The organism is Streptomyces sp. A5-4, assembly GCF_051131715.1.
GTDB lineage: Bacteria > Actinomycetota > Actinomycetes > Streptomycetales > Streptomycetaceae > Streptomyces.
The window spans coordinates 4,467,498-4,491,254 of record NZ_CP178591.1; the positions used below are offsets into that span (position 1 = coordinate 4,467,498).

Annotated in this window: 18 protein-coding genes and 2 pseudogenes; 15 read left to right on the forward strand and 5 right to left on the reverse strand. The window is 70.1% G+C overall.

The features are described 5' to 3' along the window. The first annotated feature begins 2 nt into the window (after positions 1–2). The 5 genes from ACLLJJ_RS20645 to ACLLJJ_RS20665 all read left to right on the forward strand — a co-directional run bounded on the left by ACLLJJ_RS20645 (position 3) and on the right by ACLLJJ_RS20665 (position 4,224). Complete coding sequence (locus ACLLJJ_RS20645) at positions 3–875, forward strand: glycosyltransferase family 2 protein (protein WP_434593657.1); 873 nt, start codon at positions 3–5, stop codon at positions 873–875. 68 nt (positions 876–943) lie between these two features. After that, positions 944–1,474: an AAA family ATPase gene (locus ACLLJJ_RS20650; protein ID WP_434593659.1), complete on the forward strand. Its 531-nt coding sequence runs from the start codon at positions 944–946 to the stop codon at positions 1,472–1,474. 358 nt (positions 1,475–1,832) lie between these two features. Then, positions 1,833–2,672 carry a hypothetical protein gene (locus ACLLJJ_RS20655; protein WP_434593662.1) on the forward strand — a complete coding sequence of 280 codons (840 nt, stop codon included), beginning with the start codon at positions 1,833–1,835 and terminating at the stop codon, positions 2,670–2,672. Further along, positions 2,672–3,655 carry a hypothetical protein gene (locus tag ACLLJJ_RS20660; protein ID WP_434600470.1) on the forward strand — a complete coding sequence of 328 codons (984 nt, stop codon included), beginning with the start codon at positions 2,672–2,674 and terminating at the stop codon, positions 3,653–3,655. Before ACLLJJ_RS20655 ends, ACLLJJ_RS20660 begins: the two co-directional genes overlap by 1 nt. Beyond that, positions 3,652–4,224 carry a hypothetical protein gene (locus ACLLJJ_RS20665; protein ID WP_434593664.1) on the forward strand — a complete coding sequence of 191 codons (573 nt, stop codon included), beginning with the start codon at positions 3,652–3,654 and terminating at the stop codon, positions 4,222–4,224. Before ACLLJJ_RS20660 ends, ACLLJJ_RS20665 begins: the two co-directional genes overlap by 4 nt. 8 nt (positions 4,225–4,232) lie before the next feature. On the opposite strand, the gene ACLLJJ_RS20670 is transcribed toward ACLLJJ_RS20665, so the two are convergent. The 4 genes from ACLLJJ_RS20670 to ACLLJJ_RS20685 form a co-directional block, all read right to left on the reverse strand. Beyond that, positions 4,233–5,423, reverse strand: coding sequence for an IS110 family transposase (locus ACLLJJ_RS20670; protein WP_434593667.1), 1,191 nt, complete (start codon positions 5,421–5,423; stop codon positions 4,233–4,235). Between the two features lie 291 nt (positions 5,424–5,714). After that, positions 5,715–6,287 (reverse strand): DUF6262 family protein, encoded by a 573-nt coding sequence (locus ACLLJJ_RS20675; protein ID WP_434593669.1) that lies wholly within the window; start codon positions 6,285–6,287, stop codon positions 5,715–5,717. Beyond that, complete coding sequence (locus ACLLJJ_RS20680) at positions 6,284–8,815, reverse strand: tyrosine-type recombinase/integrase (RefSeq protein WP_434600471.1); 2,532 nt, start codon at positions 8,813–8,815, stop codon at positions 6,284–6,286. Before ACLLJJ_RS20680 ends, ACLLJJ_RS20675 begins: the two co-directional genes overlap by 4 nt. A gap of 5 nt (positions 8,816–8,820) precedes the next feature. Beyond that, positions 8,821–9,891, reverse strand: a complete 1,071-nt coding sequence (locus tag ACLLJJ_RS20685) for a tyrosine-type recombinase/integrase (RefSeq protein WP_434593672.1) — start codon at positions 9,889–9,891, stop codon at positions 8,821–8,823. A gap of 188 nt (positions 9,892–10,079) precedes the next feature. On the opposite strand from ACLLJJ_RS20685, the pseudogene ACLLJJ_RS20690 reads away from it, so the two are divergent. The 3 genes and pseudogenes from ACLLJJ_RS20690 to ACLLJJ_RS20700 form a co-directional block, all read left to right on the forward strand. Beyond that, positions 10,080–10,190, forward strand: a pseudogene (locus tag ACLLJJ_RS20690) (DUF4244 domain-containing protein); the annotation flags it as partial. Positions 10,191–10,275: 85 nt separating this feature from the next. Continuing rightward, positions 10,276–10,605, forward strand: a complete 330-nt coding sequence (locus tag ACLLJJ_RS20695; RefSeq protein WP_434593675.1) for a TadE family type IV pilus minor pilin — start codon at positions 10,276–10,278, stop codon at positions 10,603–10,605. Between the two features lie 173 nt (positions 10,606–10,778). Further along, positions 10,779–10,979 (forward strand): annotated as a pseudogene (locus ACLLJJ_RS20700) (Rv3654c family TadE-like protein); the annotation flags it as partial. A gap of 82 nt (positions 10,980–11,061) precedes the next feature. Here the strand turns inward: ACLLJJ_RS20700 and ACLLJJ_RS20705 are convergent. Next, entirely contained in the window at positions 11,062–13,839 is a 2,778-nt protein-coding gene (locus ACLLJJ_RS20705) for a DEAD/DEAH box helicase (RefSeq protein WP_434600472.1), read from the reverse strand. A 156-nt stretch (positions 13,840–13,995) separates the two neighbouring features. Between ACLLJJ_RS20705 and bldG the strand changes: the two genes are divergently transcribed. From bldG to topA, 7 genes are all read left to right on the forward strand, one after another. Further along, positions 13,996–14,349, forward strand: a complete 354-nt coding sequence (gene bldG / locus ACLLJJ_RS20710; RefSeq protein ID WP_093799810.1) for an anti-sigma factor antagonist BldG — start codon at positions 13,996–13,998, stop codon at positions 14,347–14,349. Between the two features lie 93 nt (positions 14,350–14,442). Continuing rightward, positions 14,443–14,913, forward strand: coding sequence for an ATP-binding protein (locus tag ACLLJJ_RS20715; RefSeq protein WP_434593678.1), 471 nt, complete (start codon positions 14,443–14,445; stop codon positions 14,911–14,913). 294 nt (positions 14,914–15,207) lie between these two features. Beyond that, positions 15,208–17,628, forward strand: a complete 2,421-nt coding sequence (locus tag ACLLJJ_RS20720) for a sodium-translocating pyrophosphatase (RefSeq protein WP_434593680.1) — start codon at positions 15,208–15,210, stop codon at positions 17,626–17,628. A gap of 228 nt (positions 17,629–17,856) precedes the next feature. After that, positions 17,857–18,429, forward strand: coding sequence for a small secreted protein (locus tag ACLLJJ_RS20725; RefSeq protein WP_434593683.1), 573 nt, complete (start codon positions 17,857–17,859; stop codon positions 18,427–18,429). A 167-nt stretch (positions 18,430–18,596) separates the two neighbouring features. Next, positions 18,597–20,135, forward strand: coding sequence for a DUF7059 domain-containing protein (locus ACLLJJ_RS20730; RefSeq protein ID WP_434593686.1), 1,539 nt, complete (start codon positions 18,597–18,599; stop codon positions 20,133–20,135). Positions 20,136–20,411: 276 nt separating this feature from the next. After that, complete coding sequence (locus ACLLJJ_RS20735) at positions 20,412–20,609, forward strand: hypothetical protein (protein ID WP_434593689.1); 198 nt, start codon at positions 20,412–20,414, stop codon at positions 20,607–20,609. 212 nt (positions 20,610–20,821) lie between these two features. Next, positions 20,822–23,710 (forward strand): type I DNA topoisomerase, encoded by a 2,889-nt coding sequence (topA, locus tag ACLLJJ_RS20740; protein ID WP_434593692.1) that lies wholly within the window; start codon positions 20,822–20,824, stop codon positions 23,708–23,710. Positions 23,711–23,757: the final 47 nt, after the last annotated feature.

The following is a 23,757-nucleotide window of genomic DNA, read 5'->3' on the forward strand; positions in this document are numbered from 1 at the left end:
CGATGCTGCCCGTGCCTCCGGCGCTGATCGCTGTGATCGGCCCCGTCGAACCGGCCCTGCTGACCGCCTTCACCGCCCATTACCGCCGCCTGGGCGTCGAACGCTTCCAGCTCGCCTTCCACTTCCCCGACCACGTCCCCGACGACCGGCGCCACCAGCTGCGGGCCGCGTCCCACGAGCTGGGCATCACGCCCGCCCAGGTCAGCACCGGCCCGTGGCACGAGCACACCAACACCGGCCTGCGCGACGCCCTGCGCGAGCAGGCCGGGCCCGGCTGGCACCTGCTCGCCGACGTAGACGAGTTCCAGACCTACCCCGCACCGCTGGGTGAGGTGATCGCCGCCGCCGAGCACGCCGGACGGTGCGTGGTCGGCGGCCTGATGCTCGACCGCACCGCCCCGGACGGCCGCCTGACCTCCTGGCGGCCCGAGACCGGCCTGGACCGCACGTATCCGCTGGGCGGCCACCTCACCCACCGCCTCCTGCGCGGCGACCCCCGCAAAATCGTCCTGGCCCGCTCCGGCGTCCCGGTCGCCTCCGGGAACCACCGGGCCCCCGGACACAAGCCCGACCCCACCGCGCTGGCCTGCGTGAACCACTTCAAATGGCACGCGGGCGTGCTGGAGGACCTGCGACGACGCGTCGCGAAGTTCACGGCCGGCGACTGGAACGAGCACACCCCGGCGGTACGGGACGAGGCCAGCCGCCTGCTGGAACACGTCGAGAAGTTCGCCGGCCGCATCGACGTCTCCGACCCCCGCCTCACGTTCCGCCACGTGAGCGTGGACCGGCTGCCCGAGGGGTGGAGCCGTGAAGCCGAAGCGGTCACCACCGCGTGGCGCCCGCCCGCGACCCCCACCGGCACCCGCCGGTAAACCGGCACGGGAAGGGCCGGGCAGAGCCACAATGGAAGGGAAGGACGCCGTCCGTCGAAGGGATGACCGTGAGCACGTTCGCACCGCTCGCCGTGCTGCTGGTCGGCATCACCGGCTCGGGCAAGACCGTGCTCGCCCGCTCCCTCGCCGAGCGCGGGATGGTCCGCCTGTCGGTCGACGAACAGGTCCACCGCCTCCACGGCCGGTACGGCGTCGACTACCCCGAGCACGAATACTTCGAGCGGGAGGGCCCCATCGTCGACGACGTCCGCCGGCGGTTGGCCGACCAGCTCGCCGCCGGCCACGACGTCGTCCTCGACCACGGCCTGTGGCTGCGCGACGCCCGCGACGGCTGGAAGAAGACCGTGGAGCAGGCGGGCGGCGACTGGCTGCTGGTCTACCTGCCGGTCGAGAGGGACGAACTCCTGCGGCGCCTGAACGAGCGCAACCAGCGCGCCGACGCCAACGCGCTCACCGTCACCCCCTCCGCGCTCCAGGACTTCTTCGACCGCTTCGAGGCCCCGGCACCCGACGAGAACGCCCTCGTCTACACCGGCGACGTGGACGCGCTGTACGCGGCGGCCACGGCGGGCCGCTGATCAGCGCACCCACTCGTAGTCATCATCGCCACCCCATCCGGCATCCCTCTCGTCATCGCCGAGCAGGTCGTTGATCTCGTCCTCGGTGAGCTCGTGCGTCTCGTCCATGACGGTCAGGATGCCCCGCCGGCGCTTCCCGCGCCGCGAACACGCTGACGTGCGCGCCCGCCCCGGGCCCGCGGCCGGTACGGCTTCCACCCTCACGGGTGATTCTGCCGCGGGAGCTGTGCCACAACGGTGCCGCTCAGGGGCCTTGGCCATCAACCCCGTGATCACAACGGCGAGTTGACGCGAACGCGACCCGCGACCATCTGATTACACTGCGTGTTCATCGAGTTGGTTACGGTGAGGATTTCGTATGAGCTATTCAGATCAGGATGTCGCTGAGGGCCGTGGCCTGGTGGTCGGCGGACGTGTCAACCGTCTCGCGATCGGTGACAAGCTGCTGAGCGTGACCGCGGGGGCCGGCGAGGGCGTCCTCGACGCGTACTGCGACGACATTTGCCTGAGCGCGCGGACGGGCCGCGACTACCGGCAGACGGCCCGGTTGTGCACGCCGCTGGTACGCAAGGCGGTGGCCGCCAGCGGCATCCATGTCAGTTACAGCGTGCTGCGTGAGGGCGCCCGGACGGGGTCCGGGGGCGTTGCGGTGGACGAGGGTTACCGGAAACTGCGCGCGCTGCTGAAGGAAACGCAGACTGCGGGCGGTGACCGGGTCGGTATGGCCCAGTACCAGCGGGTCCTGGGCACCGCGCCGGCCCTTGGGGACTTGCTGGGCGCGTCCGGAGGTGCGGGTCCCTCGCTCGCGGAGTACCTGGGCGCGCTGGGGAATCATCCCGACCGCGAGAAGATCGTCTGCGGTCTGCTGGAGAAGGACGCCGAGCTGCGGGGGGCCGCCCGCCGGACCATCGAGGATCAGCGCCGTGTCGAGCGTGACCGGAACCGGTACATCACCTGCGGTCCGCCGACGGGCAAGGGCGCCTTCGTGGCGCGGGACCTGGTGCGTCTGGGCGACCAGACGGTCGGTTTCATGCACCGCTACCCCGATCAGGTCGAGCTTTCCGCCGAGCAGCTCAACGCGGTCAAGGACACGCTTGTGAAGGTCGAGCTGCTGGTGTCCTGGATCCAGGTCAGGCTCGGTGTGTCCACGGGCGCCGGTCGCGACCGGGCCGAGTCTCGCGTACCGGCGGCCGTGTGATGGAGCCGGTCACCGAGGACAACGACGAGAGCCTGTCCGCCGACGTCGAGGAGTTCAGCACCCACGACCGCAAGGGCGGTTGGGCCCGCGCACGCCTGGTCGCCCGCCGCGTCGAACCCGATGAAGGCCGCGGGAAGACGATCGAACAGCAGTCCAAATGTTTCGACCGAAACGTTTACCGCCGTATCAGTGCACGGGAGTTCGCCCGCCGCACACGCACCAGCGCGAAGCGCGTCATGGCCTTCTACGAGGCGTGGGACCGTGCCGCCGCCGACGGCATCGTCCCGTCGGCCTGCGATCTGGCGCCTGGCCTGCATGTCGAGCTGCCGGACGAGGAGGAGGTCCCCTTCTTCGGTGAGCACGGGTACTACCGCAGCTATGAGGCCAGCATGGCGGCGGGTGAGCGACGCAGCGCGATCGAATTGGAGTCGGAACGGGCGGGCGTCAAGCCCACGGCTCCGGTCTTCATGGCCCAGCACCCCACCGCACTCAGGGCGACGATCCTGGCCGACCCCGGTGCCCAGGCCGCCGCCCGGGAGGCCATCGAGGAATGCGACCGCCGCGAAGCCGCGCGGGACCACACAGTCCGCGACGCGGCCCGTGTCACGGCCGAGGAGCCCGCCCGGGAGTGCGACCGTACGGACGGCGCGGACACGTGGTCGCCCCAAGACGTCACCGAGGTGGACGTCGATCAGGTCGCGGCGGCCGTGCGAAGCGCCGCACAGTCGCCCGCCGAGGCGGACGTGGCCCTGAAGGTATTCAACGAGCTGACGGACGTACGCCTCGGCACGCTGCGGGCCCTGGCCCTGCTGCAACACCACACGGTCCACTTCACGGACGACCGCAGCCAGGCCATCACCGAGTTGTGCACCGCCTCGCAGGCGGCCATCGCGTTCATCCGCGACCTGGCCGCCAGCCACCACCCCGCGTTGAACGACGAAGCGCTGCGGGCGTTCATGGACGAGAGCGAGAAGCTGGGGTGAGCGTGCGCGACGAGGTGAAAGCCCCCAGCCAGCTGGAACAGGACGCGGTCGAGGTCCTGGTGTGGCTGGTGCACAACGCGGGCCGCGAGGTGAGTTACGCCGACATCGCCCGCGGGGTGGGCATCGCGGACGGCAGCCGGCTGCGGCGTGCGCTGCCCAAGGCCCGGGTCGCGGCCTCCTTGATGGGCCACCGCCTGGAGCAGTTCATGACCTCCCGTGACCCGCTGCGGCGCCGCGCGAGCGTGACCCGGCTCAGCCTGTCCGGCCGGGGCGACGAGTTCAGCGCACGCGACGCGGTCTTCTCAACCCGCAAGGCCCTGTCCGCGATGAGCGACATGGAACGGTCCTGCACCTTCGAGGCCCACAACGCCCACGGCATCGCGCCGCAGGCGTTCGGGCAGATGGCCACGACGGTCGGCGGCTGCATCGCGGCCGTCAGCGGCGTGGAGGAACTCGGCCAGCAGGTGTACCGGCAGCAAGGAAAGATCAACACGCAGGCCCAGCGGATCGCCGACCTCGAAGCCCAGCTGGCCGAGGTGTCCACGCAGACGTCCTCCGCCACCTCCTAATGATGTTGTCAAGCCGCGGCCGTGACGGAGAGGTTGCTTTGGTAGCACTTTCCGTCACGAATGAGGGCCCACAGAACGTTCACGCGTCGGCGGGCCAGGGCCAGGACGGCCTGGGTGTGCCGCTTGCCTTCGGCGCGTTTGCGTTCGTAGAAGCGGCGCGACTGGTCGCAGTTGCGGATGCTGATCAGCGCGGAGGTGTAGAAGACCCGTTGCAGCCCGCGGTGGTAGCGCCTGGGGCGGTGCAGGTTGCCACTGATGTTGCCGGAATCCCGGGGGACGGGTGCGACGCCGGCGAGGCTGGCCAGGCGGTCGGCCGTGCCGTATCGACTCATATCCCCGGCGGTGGCCGCGAGGAACTCGGCGCCCAGCAGGGGGCCGATACCGGGCATGCTGGAGATCACCTCGGCGAGCTCGTGGTCGCGAAACCGGGCCGCAATGAGCTTGTCGATCTCGGTGATCTGCTCGTTGAGGCCCATCACCTCCCTGGCCAGGGTGTGGATCACCTGCGCGGTGACCTTCTCCCCGGGAACGGCGGTGTGCTGGCGCTCGGCGGCCTCCAGCGCGGCCTCGGCCAGGGCTTCGGGACTTCGCACGCTGCGATTACGCAGCCAGGTCACCAGCCGTTTCCCGCCAGTCCTACGCAGGGCGGCCGGGGTCTGGTAGCCGGTCAGCAGGATCAGCGGTCCGACGTTGCCCAGGTCAAGGGCTCGCTCCAAGGCCGGGAAGATGCTGGTGAGTTGGCCGCGAAGCCGGTTGATCCGGCGAGTGCGGTCGGCATTCAGGTCGGCCCGGCGGTTGGTGAGGACCCGCAGCTCGATGGCGCGCTCATCATCCGGCCGCAGGACGGTCAGGTCCCGGCGCATCCGGGCCTGGTCGGCGATGACGGTGGCGTCTTTGGCGTCGGTCTTGCCCATGCCCCGGTAGCCGGCCGAGGCCCGGTTGACCGCGAGGCCGGGTATGTAGACGAGGTGCTGGTTGTGATTGAGCAGCACACTGATCCACAAGGCGGCCATGCCGTCGGCGACGTCGACCGCCCAGACCACGTCCTCGTCGAGGGCCAGCACGTCGGCGAGCAGGGCCAGCAACTCCGGCTCGTCGTTCAGCACACGGCGCGACAGCAGTCGCTTGCCTTCGGCGTCCAGGACCACGCAGTGGTGATGGGTCTTGCCGATATCCGTACCCGCCCAGATCTGGGCCACCAGTTCCTCCGGTCGTTGGATGGTGCGCTGTTCCCCCGAACGACCTCGCCGGCGTGGTCCTACTCAGCGATCCGCTCGAAAGCGTTCGCAGCTCCTAATCAGCGGCCGAGTCGTCGTGAGACGCCGGGCGGCCAGGTGGCTAGAACCATCAAGGGCAACCGCATGAAAGCCATACCCGGCGTCTCTGGGTCTCTGGACCTTACGACGGCCCGTCCAACCCACGAACAAGGTAGGACCGCATGACCCGCTGCGGCGGCCGGCACCGGGTTCATCCCGGTGCCGGCCGCCGTCTCATGTCGGGCGGTTGACCTGCCGCAGGAGCCGCTTGCCCGCCTCGCGGGCGGCCACCAGGTCGTCCTCGGACTCGGTGAGCTGGCGTCGCAGGGCGTCCCGTTCGCCGCGTGCCTCGTCGCGCTCGGCCACGAGCTGTTCCACCGCGGTCAGGAGCTCGCCCACGCGTTCGGTCAGCTCCTTGGTGCCCGCCTGGTCCAGTTGCGCGCCCAGACCGCGCTGCACTGCCTTCTTCAGGCGGTCACGTTCCTCGCGCAGGGCCTTGTTGTCGGCTCGAAGCAGTTCGAGGTCGGTGGCCAGGCTCGCCGAAGACGCCTGCCCCCCGGCCTGCCGGGTGCGGCGCCCGGTCTTGGACTGGCCCGCGATGGCGGCCTCGATGTGCTCGCGCATGCCCGCGGAGTACACCAGCCAGTTGGAGACCCCGGCGGTGCGGGCGACGCCGAGGAAGGTGACCGTCTCGCCGCGGGCCCGCATCGCGTCCAGGGTGCTGAGGACTTTGGCGCGTTTGGCGGCACTGTCCTTCTTGCGGGACTCGCGCAGTACGTCGCCGGGCGTGCGCTTGGCCGGCGTCACGCGCTCTCCCCATCGCGGGCGGCCGGGAAGACGGGCATGGGCAGCGAGACGGACCCCGTGCCCGCCACAGCCCGCACCTTGCGCAGGACGGCGGCGGCCTCCTCGATCTCGCCCCGCTCGTCCACTCCCATCGCCTCCATCAGTGACCGCATCGTGGCCACGACCCCCTGGAAGGAACCGATCTGGTCATCAAGGTTACGGACCACGAAGGGATCCACGTCCATCATCACCGCCATCTCGCGGTCGGCCTTCAACGTGCGGACGTGGTCCTCGATGGCGGGCAGATAGGACGGGTCGGGGCGGTAGGAGGGGCAGGCGGCGCACTGGAAGCGGATCGGGCAGGCCTTGCCGCCGGCCTTCACGTTGGAGGGCTCCGTGCAGTTGCCGAACGGCGTCCCCACCGACCGCGCCTGATAGGCCGTGGCCGAGGCCATCGGGGCGGCCCGCCCGACCCGGTCCACGGTGTGCAAGCGCATCACATTGACCGCCGCCCGCTTCCGCTTGAGCGAGACCTTGTAATAGCCCTGCGTCGTCGCCATCGACCGATGATCCATCAAATCCCGCAGCACATCAGGCGGGATCCCGGCGTCCGCGTGCCGCTGGCAGAAGGAATGCCGCAGCGCGTACGGGAAGATCAGCGACCGGTCGAAGGGCAGTCGCTCCCCGTCCGGGCCCAGCTCCTCGGCCAGGACGACCGGGACACGGTCGGCCCAGGACCGGATGAAGCCCGCCACCTGCTCGGACACCAGGTGGCGGACGATCCCGTTCTCCCCGGTCGGGGGGAAGAGGAACGCGGCACTGCCGGTGGGCAGATCGAGCGATTCGCGCACCGTGAGCCATGCCTTGACGCCCTGGGCACTCTCGGCGGTGATGGGCAGTCTGCGGCCGTTGCGACGGCCCTTGCGGTTGTCCCAGATCAGCGACCAGTCTCCGTCCTCGTACTCCAGGCACGTGGTCCGCAGCTGGGCGATCTCATACGGGCGGCGGCCGGTGTCCCGCAGCAGTTCGTAGACGGTGGTGGCCATGGCGTTGATCTGGGCGGCGGTCATCCTGCCGTAGGTGATGCCCTCACCCAACAGGTGTGTGTGCGAGTCGAGTTGGGCGATGACCGACTCGGGCAGGGCCCGGCCCGCCTCGTCCTCAGCGGTTTCCTCGCGCTTGATGACATGGCTGCTGTGCCGGGCGAAGCCGGCGGACATGCCGTCCAGGTGGCCGGCGGCCCGGCTGTAGTCGAGGACCTTGAAGAAGCAGGACAGCAGGCCGCTCTGGGCCGTGGACGACATGGGGCCGGTGCCGTCCAGCTTGAACAGGTGGCGGAAGGTGTCGACCACGGCGTTCATGTCCGCGAACGACAACGCGGCGGGATCCCGGCCGCCGCCGGGCTGCATGTCCAGCGCCCGGGCGGCGGCCTGGCAGGCCCGGTTGCCCCGGCGCACTTCCGCCGTTGTCGGCTTCGTCTCGCTGATCCAGGACACCAGGATGTTCCGCAGCCAGGGCTGCCGCAGCGCGGACACGTCCACATCACCGGGCCGGTACGTCCGCCCGCCCCGCACGGCCCGCACCCCCAGTTCGGACAGGTCTAGCACCGGCCGCGTCGCCGGGTCGACGCCCTGAAACCGGTCGAACGCGCCGGTGACGATGCGGTGGCTCTCACGCACCAGCGCGTCCACGTTCGCCTGGGTCTTGCGCGGCAGCCGGCCGCCGGACGCGGTCGCGAGGCACTCCACCGCGTCCGCCAGGTGGGCGACCGCCTGACGCACGGCCAACGGGTCGATCTTCTGGCCCCGCCCGTCGCGCTGCTGGAGCGCGTAGAGCATCTCCAGACGCGCCACCGGATGCAAGGGCGCGAGCGAGAACTGGTGGAAGTTCAGGAACGGGGCCTGCCGTTCCAGCCACGCGGAGTCCACCGCCGGTCCGGGTACCGCCCGAGGCAGGCCGGCCAGGTGCTTGTTCCAGCGTCGGGTGTGCAAGGAGCACAGCCCGCGGGTCGCCCGCGCGTCGTAGCGACAGCCGCCCACCGAGCACGCCGGAGCCGGACCGTACGGCTTCTGGCGGGCGACCCACACGCCCAGCTCGGTGCCGGGCGTACGCAGCATGTCCTCGCGGCGGAGCGAGGAATGCGCATTGCACAGCCCCCACAGAACCGACTCCCGCGGGCATTCGCCAACAGCGCACCGGGCCAGTTGCCCGGCGATCACCCGGTTGCGCTCCGGAACGAAGACCGCCTTGAACTCCTTCACCCCCAGTGGGCTGGCCTTCAGCGCCTTCTCACACGTGGTGCACAGGCCACGGGTCCGGGCCATGCTCGCGCAGGCCGCCGTCCCGCACCGGTAGACCACCGTGCCCGGATTATCGACGTCCCCGGTGAACAGCCCCGCGAGGCCGTCCCACTCCTTCGGCCGCCAGGCAGAGTCGATCTGCCCGGCCAGCCACGCCGTCCACCCCCGGAGCACCTCGGGCCCCATCCCGGCCCCGGCGGCCTCCGGAGAGGCGGGGCGGGGCTGGCGCAGGGGTACGACCTTGCCCATCGCCGTCACTGGCGGGCTTCCTTCCGCTTGGCTGCCACCAATTCGACGGCATCGCGCTTGTCCTGGTCCGTGGTGTGGGTGTACGGGTCCATCGAGGACGGCGAGACGTGACCGGCCATGTCCTGGCACACATCCCGTGCCACTCCCGAGCGCACCCAGCGCGTGATCGCGGAGTGCCGCAGCATGTGCGGACGGGCCCGGAATCCGGCGCGTTCGGCAAGCCGCTTGAACAGCTCGTATGTGCTCGGGTACTTCATCGGCTCGCCCAGCGGGGCGCGGAAAAGATTGACGAACACCATGTCGCAGGCGACGGCCTCAGCCACCTCGTCCCGCTCGTACCGGTACTCCGCGTACGCCCCGACGGTGTCGGCCTCGACCGGAATCCAGCGCGGCTCCGGGGACTTGGCGTAGGCGTCGTTGCTGTTGCGCCGCCGCCGTACGTGCACGTGCGGCCCCTCGACCCGGCACCCCAGCGAGGTGGAGTCGGGCAGGAAGTGCATGTCCTCCCGCCGCAGCCCCAGCGCCTCGCCGATCCGCATCCCGGTGACCGCCAGCAGCGAGACGAGGAACCGGTCACGGGCATGCGTGGTGAAGCCGATCAAGCGATGGATCTCGTCGTCCGACAGCCACTCGTAACCCGGCACCGCCACCCGGAACTTGATCCTCCGGCCCTTCACGTTCCGGTTCTGGCCGTCCTCGCCCGCATCGAAGCCGGGAGGCGTGTAGTGGAGGTACTTCGGCTGGATCAGCTGACTGACGACCGTCACGGGCACCCAGCCCTGCAAGGAGCACCAGGTCAGCAGCTCGCCGACAGTCCCCATGATCGCGTTGGCCGTTCTCTCCTCACGGTAGCGGGCCTCCGTTGCCACCCTGCGGCCCTTCGGAGGCAACGGCTCATCGACCAGCCACCGCATCATGGCCAGGAGTTGAGGCAGGCTCGGCCGCGTCCAGTCGACGCCGTGGTCCGCGCAGTACGTCAGATACAGGGCGATACGGCCCGCATACGTCCGCTCGGTGTTGAACGAACGGCCAGCACCCCGAAGCCCGACCAAGTACGCGCACGCCTCGCTATGCAACTCGAAGGACTCATTGACGACGACCCTGGACGTGGTGCCGTCCGCAGAGACCGCACGTTCTGAACGGTAGCGCCGGCCTGGAGAGGTGGATGAGATCAATGTGCCTTGAACCCCTTGGATACTGTGAAGGCAAGTAGGAATAACTCCACTTGCCTCACATCACAGAACAAGATCAGTTACCCAAGATAACGATCGCGGCCTGTGCCTTCGCGGCGGTGCTCTACAAAGTCGTCACGAGCGATGTGGTGAAGGCGGCCCTGGAGTCGGTGGTCGGGAGGGCGCTCAATGTGCCGTTCTGAGACCGAGCCGAGGCCCTGCCGGGACGGGGGCGCATGGGCGGACAAGGCCGGCTGGAAAGGGCACGCGCGGGCTGACGCTGGCTATGTGACGGCCGAGGCGGCCGTGGTGGTGCCGACGCTGGTGCTGTTCACCATGGCGCTCGTCTGGGCGCTGATGGCGACTTCGGCGCAGATCCAGTGCGTGGACGCGGCGAGGGCCGGGGCGCGGGCGGTCGCCCGGCAGGAGCCGCAGGGCGCGTCGGTGGCGGCGGCCAGGCAGGCGGCGCCGCGCGGGGCGGTCGTCACGATCGACAGGGAGGGCGATCAGGTGCGGGTGGCGGTGGAAGCACCCGCACCGGGCCTCGGCGGGCTGTCGCTGAGGCTGCGTGCGGAAGCGGTCGCGCTGGCCGAGGAGACCGTGGGGGTGGCGGCGTGAGGAGCCCCCGAGGGGACGGTGGGAGGTGCGGGGCGACGGGCGGGGATGTGGTCGACGGCGCTGGGCCGGGGCCCGCTGGGCAAGGGGGCGCCGGGGGCGGCAGCCGGATACGGGATGGGGGTGATCGGGGGTCGGCCACGGTGTGGGCGGTTGTGGCCGTCGCCGTGCTCGGTGTGGTCTTCGCGGGGGTGCTGGCCGTGGGGCAGGCGACGCTGGCCCGTCACCGGGCGGGCGGCGCCGCGGACCTGGCGGCCCTGGCGGCGGCCGGGCAGTGGATACACGGGCAGACCGCGGCCTGCGGCGAGGCGGCGGGCGTGGCAGCCGCTCAGGAAGCCCGTCTGGTGCGCTGTGTGGTGCGTGGGGAGATCTCCGACGTGACGGCGGAGGTGGGCGTGGGGCCGTACAGCGTGGCGGTCAGGGCCCGCGCGGGCCCTGCGGGCCCCGTGGCTGCCGACCTCACTCCGGAGGCGCCTCAGGGGCCTGCAGTGGCTCCGACGGGGCCCCGGCACCCCGCCGTCGCTTCGGAACGCCGGCCGGGCCCCGCGCGTCCGGCGTTCCCGCCGGGTCCCGCTCCTCAGAGCCCTCCGGAGGCCCCGCCGAGTCCCGCGTCTCCGGAGTTACCCGCCCTACCGAGGCATCCGGCCCCTTCGCCGGACCCCGCCCCGAGGGCGCAGCCACGGCGCCCCGCACGTCCGGCACCTCTGACGCTCCCGGCGCTCCCGGCACCTCCGAGGAACCCGGCGCTCCTGGCTCCCCCGATCCATCCAGTGCACCCGGCCCGCCCGCCGGGGCCCGCCCCACGGGCGCAGCCACGGCGCCCGGCACCTCTGGCACCTCTGGCACCTCCGGGGCGCCGGGTGCATCGGCGATGAGGGTGGTGAGCAGGCGGACCGCGGCGCGCTTGTTCAGGGGGTCGTTGCCGTTGCCGCATTTCGGGGACTGGATGCAGGAGGGGCAGCCCGCCTCGCACTCGCAGGAGGCGATCGCTTCGCGGGTGGCGGTCAGCCACTCGCGGGCGGTGTGGAAGGCCCGCTCGGCGAAGCCCGCGCCGCCGGGGTGGCCGTCGTACACGAAGACCGTCGGCAGCAGGGTGTCCGGGTGGAGCGGGACGGAGACGCCGCCGATGTCCCAGCGGTCGCAGGTGGCGAAGAGGGGGAGCATCCCGATGGAGGCGTGTTCGGCGGCGTGCAGTGCTCCGCCCAGGTGCTCCGGGTTGACGCGGGCGGCGTCGAGCTGGTCCTGGGTGACGGTCCACCACACCGCACGGGTGCGCAGGGTGCGGGGAGGGAGGTCGAGCTTGGTCTCACCGAGCACTTCGCCGGTGATGAGTTTGCGGCGCAGGAAGGAGACGACCTGGTTGGTGACTTCGACGGAGCCGTAGCAGAGCCGTCCCGCTCCCCAGGGGATTTCGGTTTCGGTCTCCAGGACGGCGATGGCGGTGGTGTCTCGTGCGGTCGTGGAGTACGGCGGGTTGGCCTCCTCGACCAGGGCGACGGCGCCGTGGGGGTCGTCCAGGTCCAGGTGCTTCACCAGGTAGGTGCGGCCCTGGTGGAGATGGACGGCGCCGTCGTGGACGGAGGTGTGCGCGGCGGACGCGTCGACCGTGCCCAGCAGCCGGCCGGTCTCCGCCTCGACGATCTGGACGGGACGGCCGCTCTCGCCCCGGATGTCTGTGAGGTCGACGGCCCGTTCGCGGCGGGTCCAGTACCAGGACTTGCCGCGGCGGCGCAGCAGGGCGGCGGCCTCCAGCTGCGGCATGAGCTCGGCGGTGGCCGGGCCGAAGAGGTCCAGGTCGGCTTCGGTGAGCGGGAGCTCGGAGGCGGCGGCGCACAGGTGGGGGGCGAGGACGTAGGGGTTGTCCGGGTCGAGGACGGTGGATTCCACCGGCTGCCGGAACAGCGCCTCGGGGTGGTGGACGAGGTAGGTGTCCAGGGGGTCGTCGCGGGCGACGAGGATCGCCAGGGCGCCCTCGCCCGAGCGCCCGGCCCGCCCCGCCTGCTGCCAGAGCGAGGCGCGGGTGCCGGGGTATCCGGCGATGATCACGGCGTCCAGGCCCGAGACGTCGATGCCGAGTTCGAGGGCGGTGGTCGCGGCGAGGCCGAGGAGCTGGCCGGAGTGCAGGGCGCGTTCCAGGGCGCGGCGCTCCTCGGGGAGGTAGCCGCCGCGGTAGGCGGCGACGCGTCCCGGGAGCGAGCGGTCCACCGCGGCCAGGCGTTCCTGGGCGATGAGGGCGACGAGCTCGGCGCCGCGCCGGGAGCGTACGAAAGCCACGGATCGCACGCCCTGCACGGTCAGGTCGGTGAGCAGGTCCGCGGTCTCTGCCGTGGCGGTACGTCGTACCGGCGCGCCCTTCTCGCCGTGCAGTTCGGTGAGTGGCGGTTCCCAGAGGGCGAAGACCAGCTCGCCCCTCGGGGAGGCGTCGTCGGAGACCTCTTGGACGGGGAGGCCGGTGAGCCGGCCCGCGGCGACGGCGGGTTCCGCGGAGGTGGCGGAGGCGAGGAGGAAGACGGGATTCGCGCCGTAGCGGGCGCACAGGCGGCGCAGCCGGCGCAGGACCTGGGCGACGTGCGAGCCGAAGACGCCGCGGTAGGTGTGGCACTCGTCGATGACGACGAAGCGCAGGGCGCGCAGGAAGGAGGCCCAGCGGGGGTGGGAGGGGAGTATCCCGCGGTGCAGCATGTCCGGGTTGGTCAGGACGTAGTTGGCGTACTGACGTACCCATTCGCGCTCTTCGACGGGGGTGTCGCCGTCGTAGACCGCGGGGCGTACGGCTTTGCCGAGGGGGGTCGCGAGGGCCTTCACGGCGCGGCGCTGGTCCGCGGCGAGGGCTTTGGTCGGGGCGAGGTACAGGGCGGTGGTGCCGCGCCCGTTGGGGGCCTCGGAGCCGTCGAGGAGGGCGGACAGGACGGGGGCGAGGTAGGCCAGGGACTTGCCCGACGCGGTCCCGGTGGCGATGACGACGGATTCGCCGTCCAGGGCGTGCTCGGCGGCGTCCGCCTGGTGTGTCCAGGGATGTTCGATCCCGGCGGACTGGATGGCCGCGACAACTTCCGCACGGATGCGGTCGGGCCAGACTGCATGACGACCCGCTCTCGGGGGCAAGTGCTCCGTATGAGTGATGCGCGTGTCCCGGCTCCCGCCTGCGGCGAGCCGGTCGAGGACCGTACGGGGGGAGGGGCGCGGGCCCGTGCTCTCCGGCGGTCGACTGGGGTGGTGTTTCTTGGCCATCGGCATCGAGTGTGTCACCGGCATGAAGGACAATGGTCCCAAGGCGTCGTACATGCCTGCTGGTAAGTGATTGAATGCCATCGCGGCTGGCGTTCCGTCCTCTGGCTCCGCCGGGGAGACCTCAGGGGGGCGGCCGCTCGATAGCAAGGTGCTGGAGGATCCGTGGACCTGTCCCTGTCGACTCGCAATGTTTCCGGACCTGGTGGCGACCGTACGGTCGTCGAGGTCGGTGGCGAGATTGATGTGTATACCGCGCCCAAGCTGCGCGAGCAGTTGGTCGAGTTGGTGAACGACGGCAGTTATCACCTGGTTGTCGACATGGAGGGCGTGGACTTCCTCGACTCCACCGGGCTCGGCGTGCTCGTGGGTGGCTTGAAGCGAGTGCGTGCCCATGAGGGCTCGCTGCGCCTGGTCTGCAACCAGGAGCGCATTTTGAAGATCTTCCGAATCACCGGTCTGACCAAGGTGTTCCCCATCCACACCTCGGTCGACGAAGCCGTCGCAGCTACAGACTGACGGTTTCCGGCAGGACCCGGAAGAAAAGGCAGGGGTACCGGGCTGATGGCCCGGGCCCTTGCGAAGCACGCTCGTACGTCCGAGGGGGATCGCATGGCCACCGTTGAACTCCGCTTCAGCGCCCAGCCCGAGCACGTCAGGACGGCACGTCTTGTGGCGGCTGCTGTGGCGCGCAGGGCCGGGGTGGATGAGGCGGTGCTGGACGAAGTCCGCCTCGCGGTCGGCGAAGCGTGCTCCCGTGCGGTGGGACTCCATCGCAGTAATGGCATCTCGGCTCCGGTCCGGGTCGTGCTGACCGAGGAGGAGAAGGCGTTCTCCATCGAGGTCGGGGACGAGGTGCCCGCTTCGGGCGGCGCTGCTGCTTCCGGGGATGTTCCCGGGGCGGGCGGCGCTGCCGGTCCGGAGGGTTCCGGCGTCGGTTCCGACGTCGAATCCGACGGTGAGGACGAGATGGGGTTGGCGGTCATCAGTGGACTTGTCGACGATGTGGAGGTCACCTCGGACGAGTCCGGTGGTGTCATCCGCATGACGTGGCCGAAGACACCGGCGATCGTACTTCCCTGATCTCGCCTCTCCGCCACGCTTGATCAATTCCGTTATTCTCTTCCGTGAGGCCCTGCTGAGCAGGGCCTTTTTTCTTTTTCTGGATCTTCGCCCCTCTTTTTGGATCTTCGCAGGTAGATCATTCCGGAATCATGAATGCGTTGGCCCCGTTACCGTCTTCGGAGGGTTTTCGGGAAGACGATCATTTGCTGATGAGCAACCGAAGGTCAATTCGGATTGCGGCACCCTGTTTTGATCAGGTTCCGCTACCTACAATCCGTCCACATCTTGAGCTCTGAGCGTCAAGGAGGACGAATGGCGGGGCTCTTCACCTCACATCAGCTAGATCACCCCTCAACTCTCGCGGCAGCGGTGCTGACCGACGGGAACCGGATCATCGTGATCGTCATCGCCGTGGTGGCACTGACGGCACTGGTCGTGGCCCAGGTGCTGACACGCCAGGTGCTGGCGGCCGGCGAGGGCACCGACAAGATGAAGGAAATCGCGGCAGCCGTGCAGGAGGGCGCGAATGCCTATCTTGCCCGGCAGTTGCGCACCCTCGGCATTTTCGCCGTCGCGGTGTTCTTTCTGCTCTTGCTGCTCCCGGCCGACAACTGGTCGCAGCGTGCCGGACGTTCGGTGTTCTTCCTGGTCGGTGCCGGTTTCTCGGCGGCGACCGGTTACATCGGAATGCGTCTCGCCGTACGAAGCAATGTGCGTGTGGCAGCCGCCGCGCGTGAAGCCACTCCGGCGGAGGGCGAGCCGGAAAAGGATCTGACGGCGGTTTCGCACAAAGCGATGAAGATCGCTTTTCGTACGGGCGGCGTGGTCGGCATGTTCACGGTGGGCCTCGGCCTGCTCGGTGCCTCCTGCGTGGTCCTCGTCTACGCGGCCGACGCGCCCAAGGTGCTGGAGGGCTTCGGGCTCGGCGCCGCACTCATCGCGATGTTCATGAGGGTCGGCGGCGGCATCTTCACCAAGGCCGCCGACGTCGGCGCCGACCTGGTCGGCAAGGTCGAACAGGGCATTCCGGAGGATGATCCGCGCAATGCCGCGACCATCGCCGACAATGTGGGCGACAACGTCGGCGACTGCGCGGGCATGGCGGCCGACCTGTTCGAGTCGTACGCGGTGACGCTCGTCGCCGCGCTCATCCTGGGCAAGGTGGCCTTCGGCGACGCCGGTCTGGCGTTCCCGCTGATCGTCCCGGCGATCGGCGTGCTCACCGCGATGATCGGCATCTTCGCGGTCGCCCCGCGGCGCAGCGACCGCAGCGGCATGACCGCGATCAACCGCGGATTCTTCATCTCCGCGGCGGTCTCCCTGGTCCTGGTGGCGGTGGCCGTCTTCGTCTACCTGCCGTCCTCGTACGCCGAACTGGACGGCGTCACCGACGCCGTCGTCCAGGCGCACAGCGGTGATCCACGGGTGTTCGCACTCGTCGCCGTCGCCATCGGCATCGTGCTGGCCGCGCTGATCCAGCAGCTCACCGGGTACTTCACCGAGACAACCCGGCGGCCCGTCCGGGACATCGGCAAATCGTCGCTCACCGGCCCGGCCACCGTCGTACTCGCCGGGGTCGCCATCGGCCTGGAATCCGCTGTTTACACCGCGCTGTTGATCGGCCTGGGCGTGTACGGGGCGTTCCTGCTCGGCGGGACGTCGGTCATGCTCGCCCTCTTCGCGGTGGCCCTGGCCGGCACCGGGCTGCTCACCACCGTCGGTGTCATCGTCGCCATGGACACCTTCGGCCCGGTGTCCGACAACGCCCAGGGCATCGCGGAGATGTCCGGGGACGTGCAGGGCGCGGGCGCGCAGGTGCTCACCGACCTGGACGCCGTCGGCAACACGACCAAGGCCATCACCAAGGGCATCGCCATCGCCACCGCCGTGCTGGCGGCGGCGGCGCTCTTCGGCTCATACAAGGACGCCATCGCGACGGCGCGCGACGAGGTCGGCGCCAGAGCCGGCGAGCTGGGCCTGCAGATGGACATCTCGCAGCCCAACAACCTCGTCGGGCTGATGCTGGGCGCCGCGGTCGTCTTCCTCTTCTCGGGGCTGGCGATCAGCGCGGTGTCCCGGTCGGCGGGCGCGGTGGTCTACGAGGTGCGGCGGCAGTTCCGCGAGCACCCCGGGATCATGGACTACACGGAGAAACCCGAGTACGGCCGCGTCGTCGACATCTGCACCAAGGACGCGCTGCGCGAGCTGACCACACCGGGTCTGCTCGCCGTGCTGACGCCGATCGCGGTCGGTTTCTCGCTCGGCGTCGGCGCGCTCGGTTCGTTCCTCGCGGGCGCCATCGGCACCGGCACGCTGATGGCCGTCTTCCTCGCCAACTCGGGCGGCGCGTGGGACAACGCGAAGAAACTCGTCGAGGACGGTCATCACGGCGGCAAGGGCAGCGACGCCCACGCCGCGACCGTCATCGGCGACACGGTCGGCGACCCGTTCAAGGACACCGCGGGTCCGGCGATCAACCCGCTGCTGAAGGTGATGAACCTGGTGGCGCTGCTCATCGCCCCCGCGGTCGTCCAATTCAGTTACGGCGACGACGCCAGCGCCGTGCTGCGGGCGCTGGTGGCGACCGTCGCCATCGTCGTCATCGTCGGTGCGGTGTACATCTCCAAGCGGCGCGGAATCGCCGTGGGTGACGACGACAACTCCGGCAGCGGACCGGGGCGGGTGCCCAAGCCCGCGGACCCCCCGGTGGCTTCCTCCAGGGCGGTCTCGTAACACCGGCGACCACACCGGTAACACCTGCTCAAAAAGTGGGCGGGCGGCGCGCTTTGGCGCGGCGCCCGCCCACTTCCGCGCCGACGGTGGCCGCCGAGTGGCGTCGTGAGTTGTCTCTCCCTTGGTGCAAATGGCTTCAATACATGATGAAACGGACGTACGGCATGCGGTTGTAGCCCGTTCGGCGTGTATGTTCCGGGGCCGAGAGCCTTGGAAGGGACCCATCCGGTGAACAAGAAGCTTGCGGCCGCGCTGTCCGGCGGTGCGGTACTGACAATGGCACTGTCCGGCTGCAGCAGTGACGACAGTGACGACAAGGTGAACGACTGGGCGAAGTCGGTCTGCGACCAGGTGCAGCCCCAGTTGAAGAAGATCTCGGACGCGAACACCTCGATCCAGAAGCAGACCGCGGACAACAGCAAGCCCGCGGACGTCCAGAAGACGGACTCCGCTGCCTTCCAGCAGATTTCGGACGCCTACAAGGCGATGGGCGGCGCCGTGGACAAGGCGGGCGCCCCGCCCGTCGACGGGGGCGACAAGACGCAGCAGGAGGCGGCCAAGGAGCTCAACGCCTCCTCGGCGTCCTACGCCGGTCTGAAGAAGAAGGTCGACGCGCTCGACACCAAGGACCAGGCGAAGTTCGCGGACGGCCTCAAGGGCATCGCGGACGAGCTGAACAAGATCAGCAAGAGTGGCGACGACGCACTGCAGAAGCTCCAGTCCGGCGAAGTCGGCACCGCGATGTCGAAGCAGCCCGGTTGCCGGAAGGCCGGCGCGTCCTCGCAGCCCGCCAAGGCGTAGCCGCGGAGTCGTACGGCGCGTGCCATGACGGCGTGCGCCGGCCGCCACGACGGCGTGCGCCACGGCGTGCTTCACGGCACGCACACAAAGTGGCCGCGTGGCCCGGTATCCCCGAGAGGGTGCCGGGCCGCGCGGCTTTTGTCGGCGCCAGCGGTGACAATGGGCGGGTGAGTAAGCCCAGCCTTCCCGCGCCCGAGAGCTCCGCCCGCCTCCGAGAGGCGCTCATCGCCGCCTCCTTCACCGCCGACGGGCTGCTCGACCTGCTCGGCGCGCCCGCGTACGCCGCCCTGGCGCGCAGCGAGACCGTGCCCGCGCTGCGGGCCACCCGGGGTGACAGCCCGCTCGAAACGCTCGTCAGGCTCTTCCTGCTCCAGCAGCCGGTGCCGCCCGCCCTGGCCGGCGCCGCGCTGCCCCTGGAGCAGTGCCTGGCCGACGGCTGGCTGGTGCGCGAGGCCGACGGCGCGCGGGACGGCGTGCTGGCCACCGTGGACGTACGGCCGTACGGCGGGGACGAGGGCCAGGACTGGTTCATCGTCTCCGACCTCGGCCGCGCGGTCGGCGGCGCCGGAGGCGCGGGGACCCGTGACGAAGGCGTGGTCCTCGGGGTCGGCGGCGCGTCCACCACGCTCGCCGGAATCACCGTCCGTACACCCGTCTCCAGCGCCCTGGACCTCGGCACGGGATCCGGCATCCAGGCGTTGCACGCCGCGCAGCACGCCACCCGGGTCACCGCCACCGACCTGAACCCGCGCGCCCTGCACTTCACCCGGCTCACCCTGGCGCTCTCCGGGGCGCCCGGGGCCGATCTGCGGGAGGGCTCGCTGTACGACCCGGTGGGCGAGGACACGTACGACCTGATCGTGTCCAACCCGCCCTTCGTGATCTCGCCGGGCGCCCGGCTGACGTACCGCGACGGCGGGATGGGCGGGGACGATCTGTGCCGCACGCTCGTTCAGCAGGCGGGGGAGCGGCTGAACGAGGGGGGATACGCGCAGTTCCTCGCCAACTGGCAGCACGTGGAGGGCGAGGACTGGCAGGAGCGGCTGCGGTCCTGGGTGCCGCGCGGGTGCGACGCGTGGATCGTGCAGCGCGATGTGCAGGACATCACGCAGTACGCCGAATTGTGGCTGCGCGACGGCGGTGACCACCGCACCGACCCGGCCCAGTACGCGGCGCGCTACGAGGCCTGGCTCGACGAGTTCGAGGCCCGCAAGACCAAGGGTGTCGGCTTCGGTTGGATCGCGCTGCGCAAGTCCGGGGCCGAGGTCCCGTCAATCACGATCGAGGAGTGGCCGCACCCCGTCGAGCAGCCCCTCGGCCCGGTCGTGCGGGCCCACTTCGAGCGCCAGGACTATCTGCGCACCCACGACGACGCGGCCCTGCTCGCCGACCACTTCAAGCTCGCGGACGAGGTCGTCCAGGAGCAGATCGGGCTGCCGGGCGCCGAGGACCCGGAGTACGTGGTGCTGCGTCAGAACCGCGGCATGCGACGCGCGACGAAGGTGGACACGGTCGGCGCGGGCTTCGCGGGGGTCTCGGACGGCTCGCTGAGCGCCGGCCGCATCCTCGACGCCATCGGCCAACTCCTCGGCGAGGACCCGGTGCTGCTGCGCGACCGTACGCCTGAAGCGATCAGGCTGCTGGTCGAGCAGGGCTTCCTCGAACCGCTGGGAAGCACCTTGGGGCCGCTGGGGCACGGAGCGTAGGAGGCAGGGCGCGGGACAGGCTCCTTCGCAGGTCGGCGCGCCGACCTTGTCGGTCCCGGCCCGCGCCGCCGCCGCCCGCTCCCGCACCCCCGCCTGTCGGTCCCGTCCGTCCGTCCACTCCCGATCCCCTGCCCCACTGCCGTGCGCTCGCGTGCCCCCTCGCGCCGCCCTTGCGCCGTTCACCGGCAGTTCGCTCCCCTGACGCCGGGCGGTGGTCCCGGAGTGCCAGCCTCACCGTTCGGGAAACAGAAGCGCTGAGCGGTGAGGGGTGCGGGGATGGAGAACGGACCGGCGATTTTCGCGGGTACGGCGTTTGCCCTGTTCGGGGCCGGTCTGCTGTGGTGGACGGGGGCGCGTGCGCTGCATCGTGCGCCGGTCGCGTACGGAGTGAGCCCTGTGGCCTCCTTCACGCTCGCGGCCCTGTTCGGAGTGGTTTTCGTCGGCCTCGGTGTGTGGTGTTTCGGCCGGATCTGACCGGAAGAGGTCCACACAAGCTCTCCACAGGCTCTCCGAGGGGGCGCCGCAGAACCGGTCGGCCGGTCCGGGCGGCAGGAATGCCGGGAGTCGGGTTACCGTTCGAGTGGCCGTTGCGGGCTTTTACCGTTTGACACGGGGGCGGGTTGTACCGTCACACTCCGCAGCGTCACGTACGGACCACCGAGTGTCGACCGGAGAGAAGAGCCAAGTTGTCCCCGACCAGCGAGACCGCACACGGCGGCCGCCGACTCGTCATCGTCGAGTCGCCCGCCAAGGCGAAGACGATCAAGGGCTACCTCGGCCCCGGTTATATCGTCGAGGCGAGCGTCGGGCACATCCGCGACCTCCCGAACGGCGCCGCCGAGGTGCCCGACAAGTACACCGGCGAGGTGCGCCGCCTGGGCGTCGATGTCGACAATGACTTCCAGCCCATCTACGTCGTCAATGCCGATAAGAAGGCCCAGGTCAGGAAGCTCAAGGAACTCCTCGCGGAGTCCGACGAACTCTTCCTCGCCACCGATGAGGACCGCGAGGGCGAAGCCATCGCGTGGCACCTCCAAGAGGTCCTGAAGCCCAAGGTCCCGGTCCATCGGATGGTCTTCCACGAGATCACCAAGGACGCGATCAAGGCCGCCGTCGCCAACCCGCGCGAGCTCAACAAGCGCATGGTCGACGCCCAGGAAACCCGCAGGATCCTCGACCGTCTCTACGGCTACGAGGTCTCGCCGGTCCTGTGGAAGAAGGTCATGCCGAAGCTTTCGGCAGGCCGCGTCCAGTCGGTCGCCACCCGCCTCGTCGTCGAGCGGGAACGCGAGCGCATCGCGTTTCGTTCTGCTGAGTACTGGGACCTGACCGGCACGTTCTCCACGGGACGCATCGGTGACGCCTCCGATCCGTCCACTCTGGTCGCCCGCCTGACGACGGTCGACGGCAGGCGTATCGCCCAAGGCCGCGACTTCAGCTCCGTGGGCAAGCTCAAGAGTGAGGTCCTGCACCTCGACGAGGCCAACGCGCGAGCGCTGGCCGCCGCCCTCGCCGACACCTCGTTCGCCGTGCGCTCCGTCGAGTCGAAGCCTTACCGCCGCTCGCCGTACGCCCCGTTCCGTACGACGACCCTCCAGCAGGAGGCCTCCCGCAAGTTGGGCTTCGGGGCCAAGGCCACCATGCAGGTCGCGCAGAAGCTGTACGAGAACGGCTTCATCACCTACATGCGTACGGACTCCACGACGCTCTCCGACACCGCGATCTCGGCGGCCCGCGCCCAGGTGACGCAGCTGTACGGCGCCGACTACCTGCCGGAGAAGCCGCGTACGTACGCCAAGAAGGTCAAGAACGCGCAGGAGGCGCACGAGGCGATCCGCCCTTCGGGTGATCGTTTCCGCACGCCTGCCGAGGCCGGCCTCAGCGGTGACCAGTTCCGGCTCTACGAGCTGATCTGGAAGCGCACGGTCGCCTCCCAGATGAAGGACGCCGTCGGCAACAGCGTGACGGTGAAGATCGGCGGCCAGGCCTCCGACGGCCGCAACGCCGAGTTCTCCGCCTCCGGCAAGACGATCACTTTCCACGGCTTCATGAAGGCCTACGTGGAAGGCGCCGACGACCCGAACGCGGAGCTGGACGACCGCGAGCGCAGGCTGCCGCAGGTCGAGCAGGGCGACGCGCTCTCCTCCGAGGAGATCTCGGTCGACGGGCACGCCACCAAGCCGCCGGCCCGCTACACCGAGGCCTCGCTGGTCAAGGAGCTCGAAGAGCGCGAGATCGGCCGCCCGTCGACGTACGCCTCGATTCTCGGCACGATCCTCGACCGCGGTTACGTCTTCAAGAAGGGCACGGCCCTCGTGCCGTCCTTCCTTTCGTTCGCCGTGGTCAACCTGCTGGAGACACACTTCGGCCGGCTCGTCGACTACGACTTCACGGCGCGGATGGAGGACGACCTCGACCGCATCGCGCGCGGTGAGGCCCAGTCCGTTCCGTGGCTGAGGCGTTTCTACTTCGGTGAGGGTGACGGTACGAACGCGGGCGCCGGCGTCGGCGTCGGCGTGGGCGCCGGAGGCGGCGCCGCCACCGCGACCGCCGCTGTCAACGGCGAGGGCGACCACCTCGCCGGTCTCAAGGCGCTCGTCACCGACCTCGGTGCGATCGACGCCCGCGAGATCTCCTCGTTCCCGGTGGGCGACGGCATCGTGCTGCGCGTCGGCCGCTACGGCCCGTACGTGGAGCGCGGCGAGAAGGGCGCGGAGGACCACCAGCGCGCCGACGTGCAGGAAGACCTGGCGCCCGACGAGCTGACCGTCGAGTACGCGGAGGAGCTGCTGGCCAAGCCGAGCGGCGACTTCGAGCTGGGCGCCGACCCGGAGACGGGCCGTCAGATCGTGGCGAAGGACGGGCGCTACGGCCCGTACGTCACGGAGATCTTGCCCGAGGGCACCCCCAAGACCGGCAAGAACGCGATCAAGCCGCGCACGGCATCGCTGTTCAAGTCGATGTCCCTGGACACGGTGACGCTGGCGGACGCGCTCAAGCTGATGTCGCTGCCGCGCGTCGTCGGCGTGGACGCCGAGGGTGTCGAGATCACCGCGCAGAACGGCAGGTACGGCCCGTACCTCAAGAAGGGCACCGACTCGCGCTCCCTGGAGACCGAGGACCAGCTCTTCTCGATCACGCTGGACGAGGCGCTGGCGATCTACGCCCAGCCCAAGCAGCGGGGCCGGGCAGCCGCCAAGCCGCCCCTGCGGGAACTGGGCACCGACCCGGTCAGCGAGCGCCCGGTGGTCGTCAAGGACGGACGCTTCGGTGCGTACGTCACGGACGGCGAGACCAACGCGACGCTGCGGACCGACGACAGTGTCGAGGAGATCACCCCCGAGCGGGGCTACGAGCTCCTCGCCGAGAAGCGCGCCAAGGGCCCGTCGAAGAAGAAGGCCGTGAAGAAGGCGCCGGCCAAGAAGGCCGCCGCGAAGAAGGCGACCACGGCGACGGCGGCGAAGAAGACGGCGGCCAAGAAGACGGCGGCCAAGAAGACGGCGGCGAAGAAGGCCCCGGCCAAGAAGGCGACGGCATCGAAGGCGGCGGCGTCGGAGGCTTCCTCCGACGAGTGAGACGGCTCTCCGCAGACCCGTATGTCCTCCCGTGCCCGGACCGTACG

Excerpts from the sequence above, each read along its gene's own strand:
- ACLLJJ_RS20645 (WP_434593657.1), top strand. The coding sequence starts at position 3 with ATGCTGCCCGTGCCTCCGGCGCTGATCGCTGTGATCGGCCCCGTCGAA.
- ACLLJJ_RS20680 (WP_434600471.1), bottom strand. The coding sequence starts at position 8,815 with ATGGGCAAGGTCGTACCCCTGCGCCAGCCCCGCCCCGCCTCTCCGGAG.
- ACLLJJ_RS20705 (WP_434600472.1), bottom strand. The coding sequence starts at position 13,839 with ATGCCGATGGCCAAGAAACACCACCCCAGTCGACCGCCGGAGAGCACG.
- ACLLJJ_RS20735 (WP_434593689.1), top strand. The coding sequence starts at position 20,412 with ATGGAGAACGGACCGGCGATTTTCGCGGGTACGGCGTTTGCCCTGTTC.
- ACLLJJ_RS20720 (WP_434593680.1), top strand. The coding sequence starts at position 15,208 with ATGGCGGGGCTCTTCACCTCACATCAGCTAGATCACCCCTCAACTCTC.
- ACLLJJ_RS20715 (WP_434593678.1), top strand. The coding sequence starts at position 14,443 with ATGGCCACCGTTGAACTCCGCTTCAGCGCCCAGCCCGAGCACGTCAGG.
- ACLLJJ_RS20655 (WP_434593662.1), top strand. The coding sequence starts at position 1,833 with ATGAGCTATTCAGATCAGGATGTCGCTGAGGGCCGTGGCCTGGTGGTC.
- ACLLJJ_RS20660 (WP_434600470.1), top strand. The coding sequence starts at position 2,672 with ATGGAGCCGGTCACCGAGGACAACGACGAGAGCCTGTCCGCCGACGTC.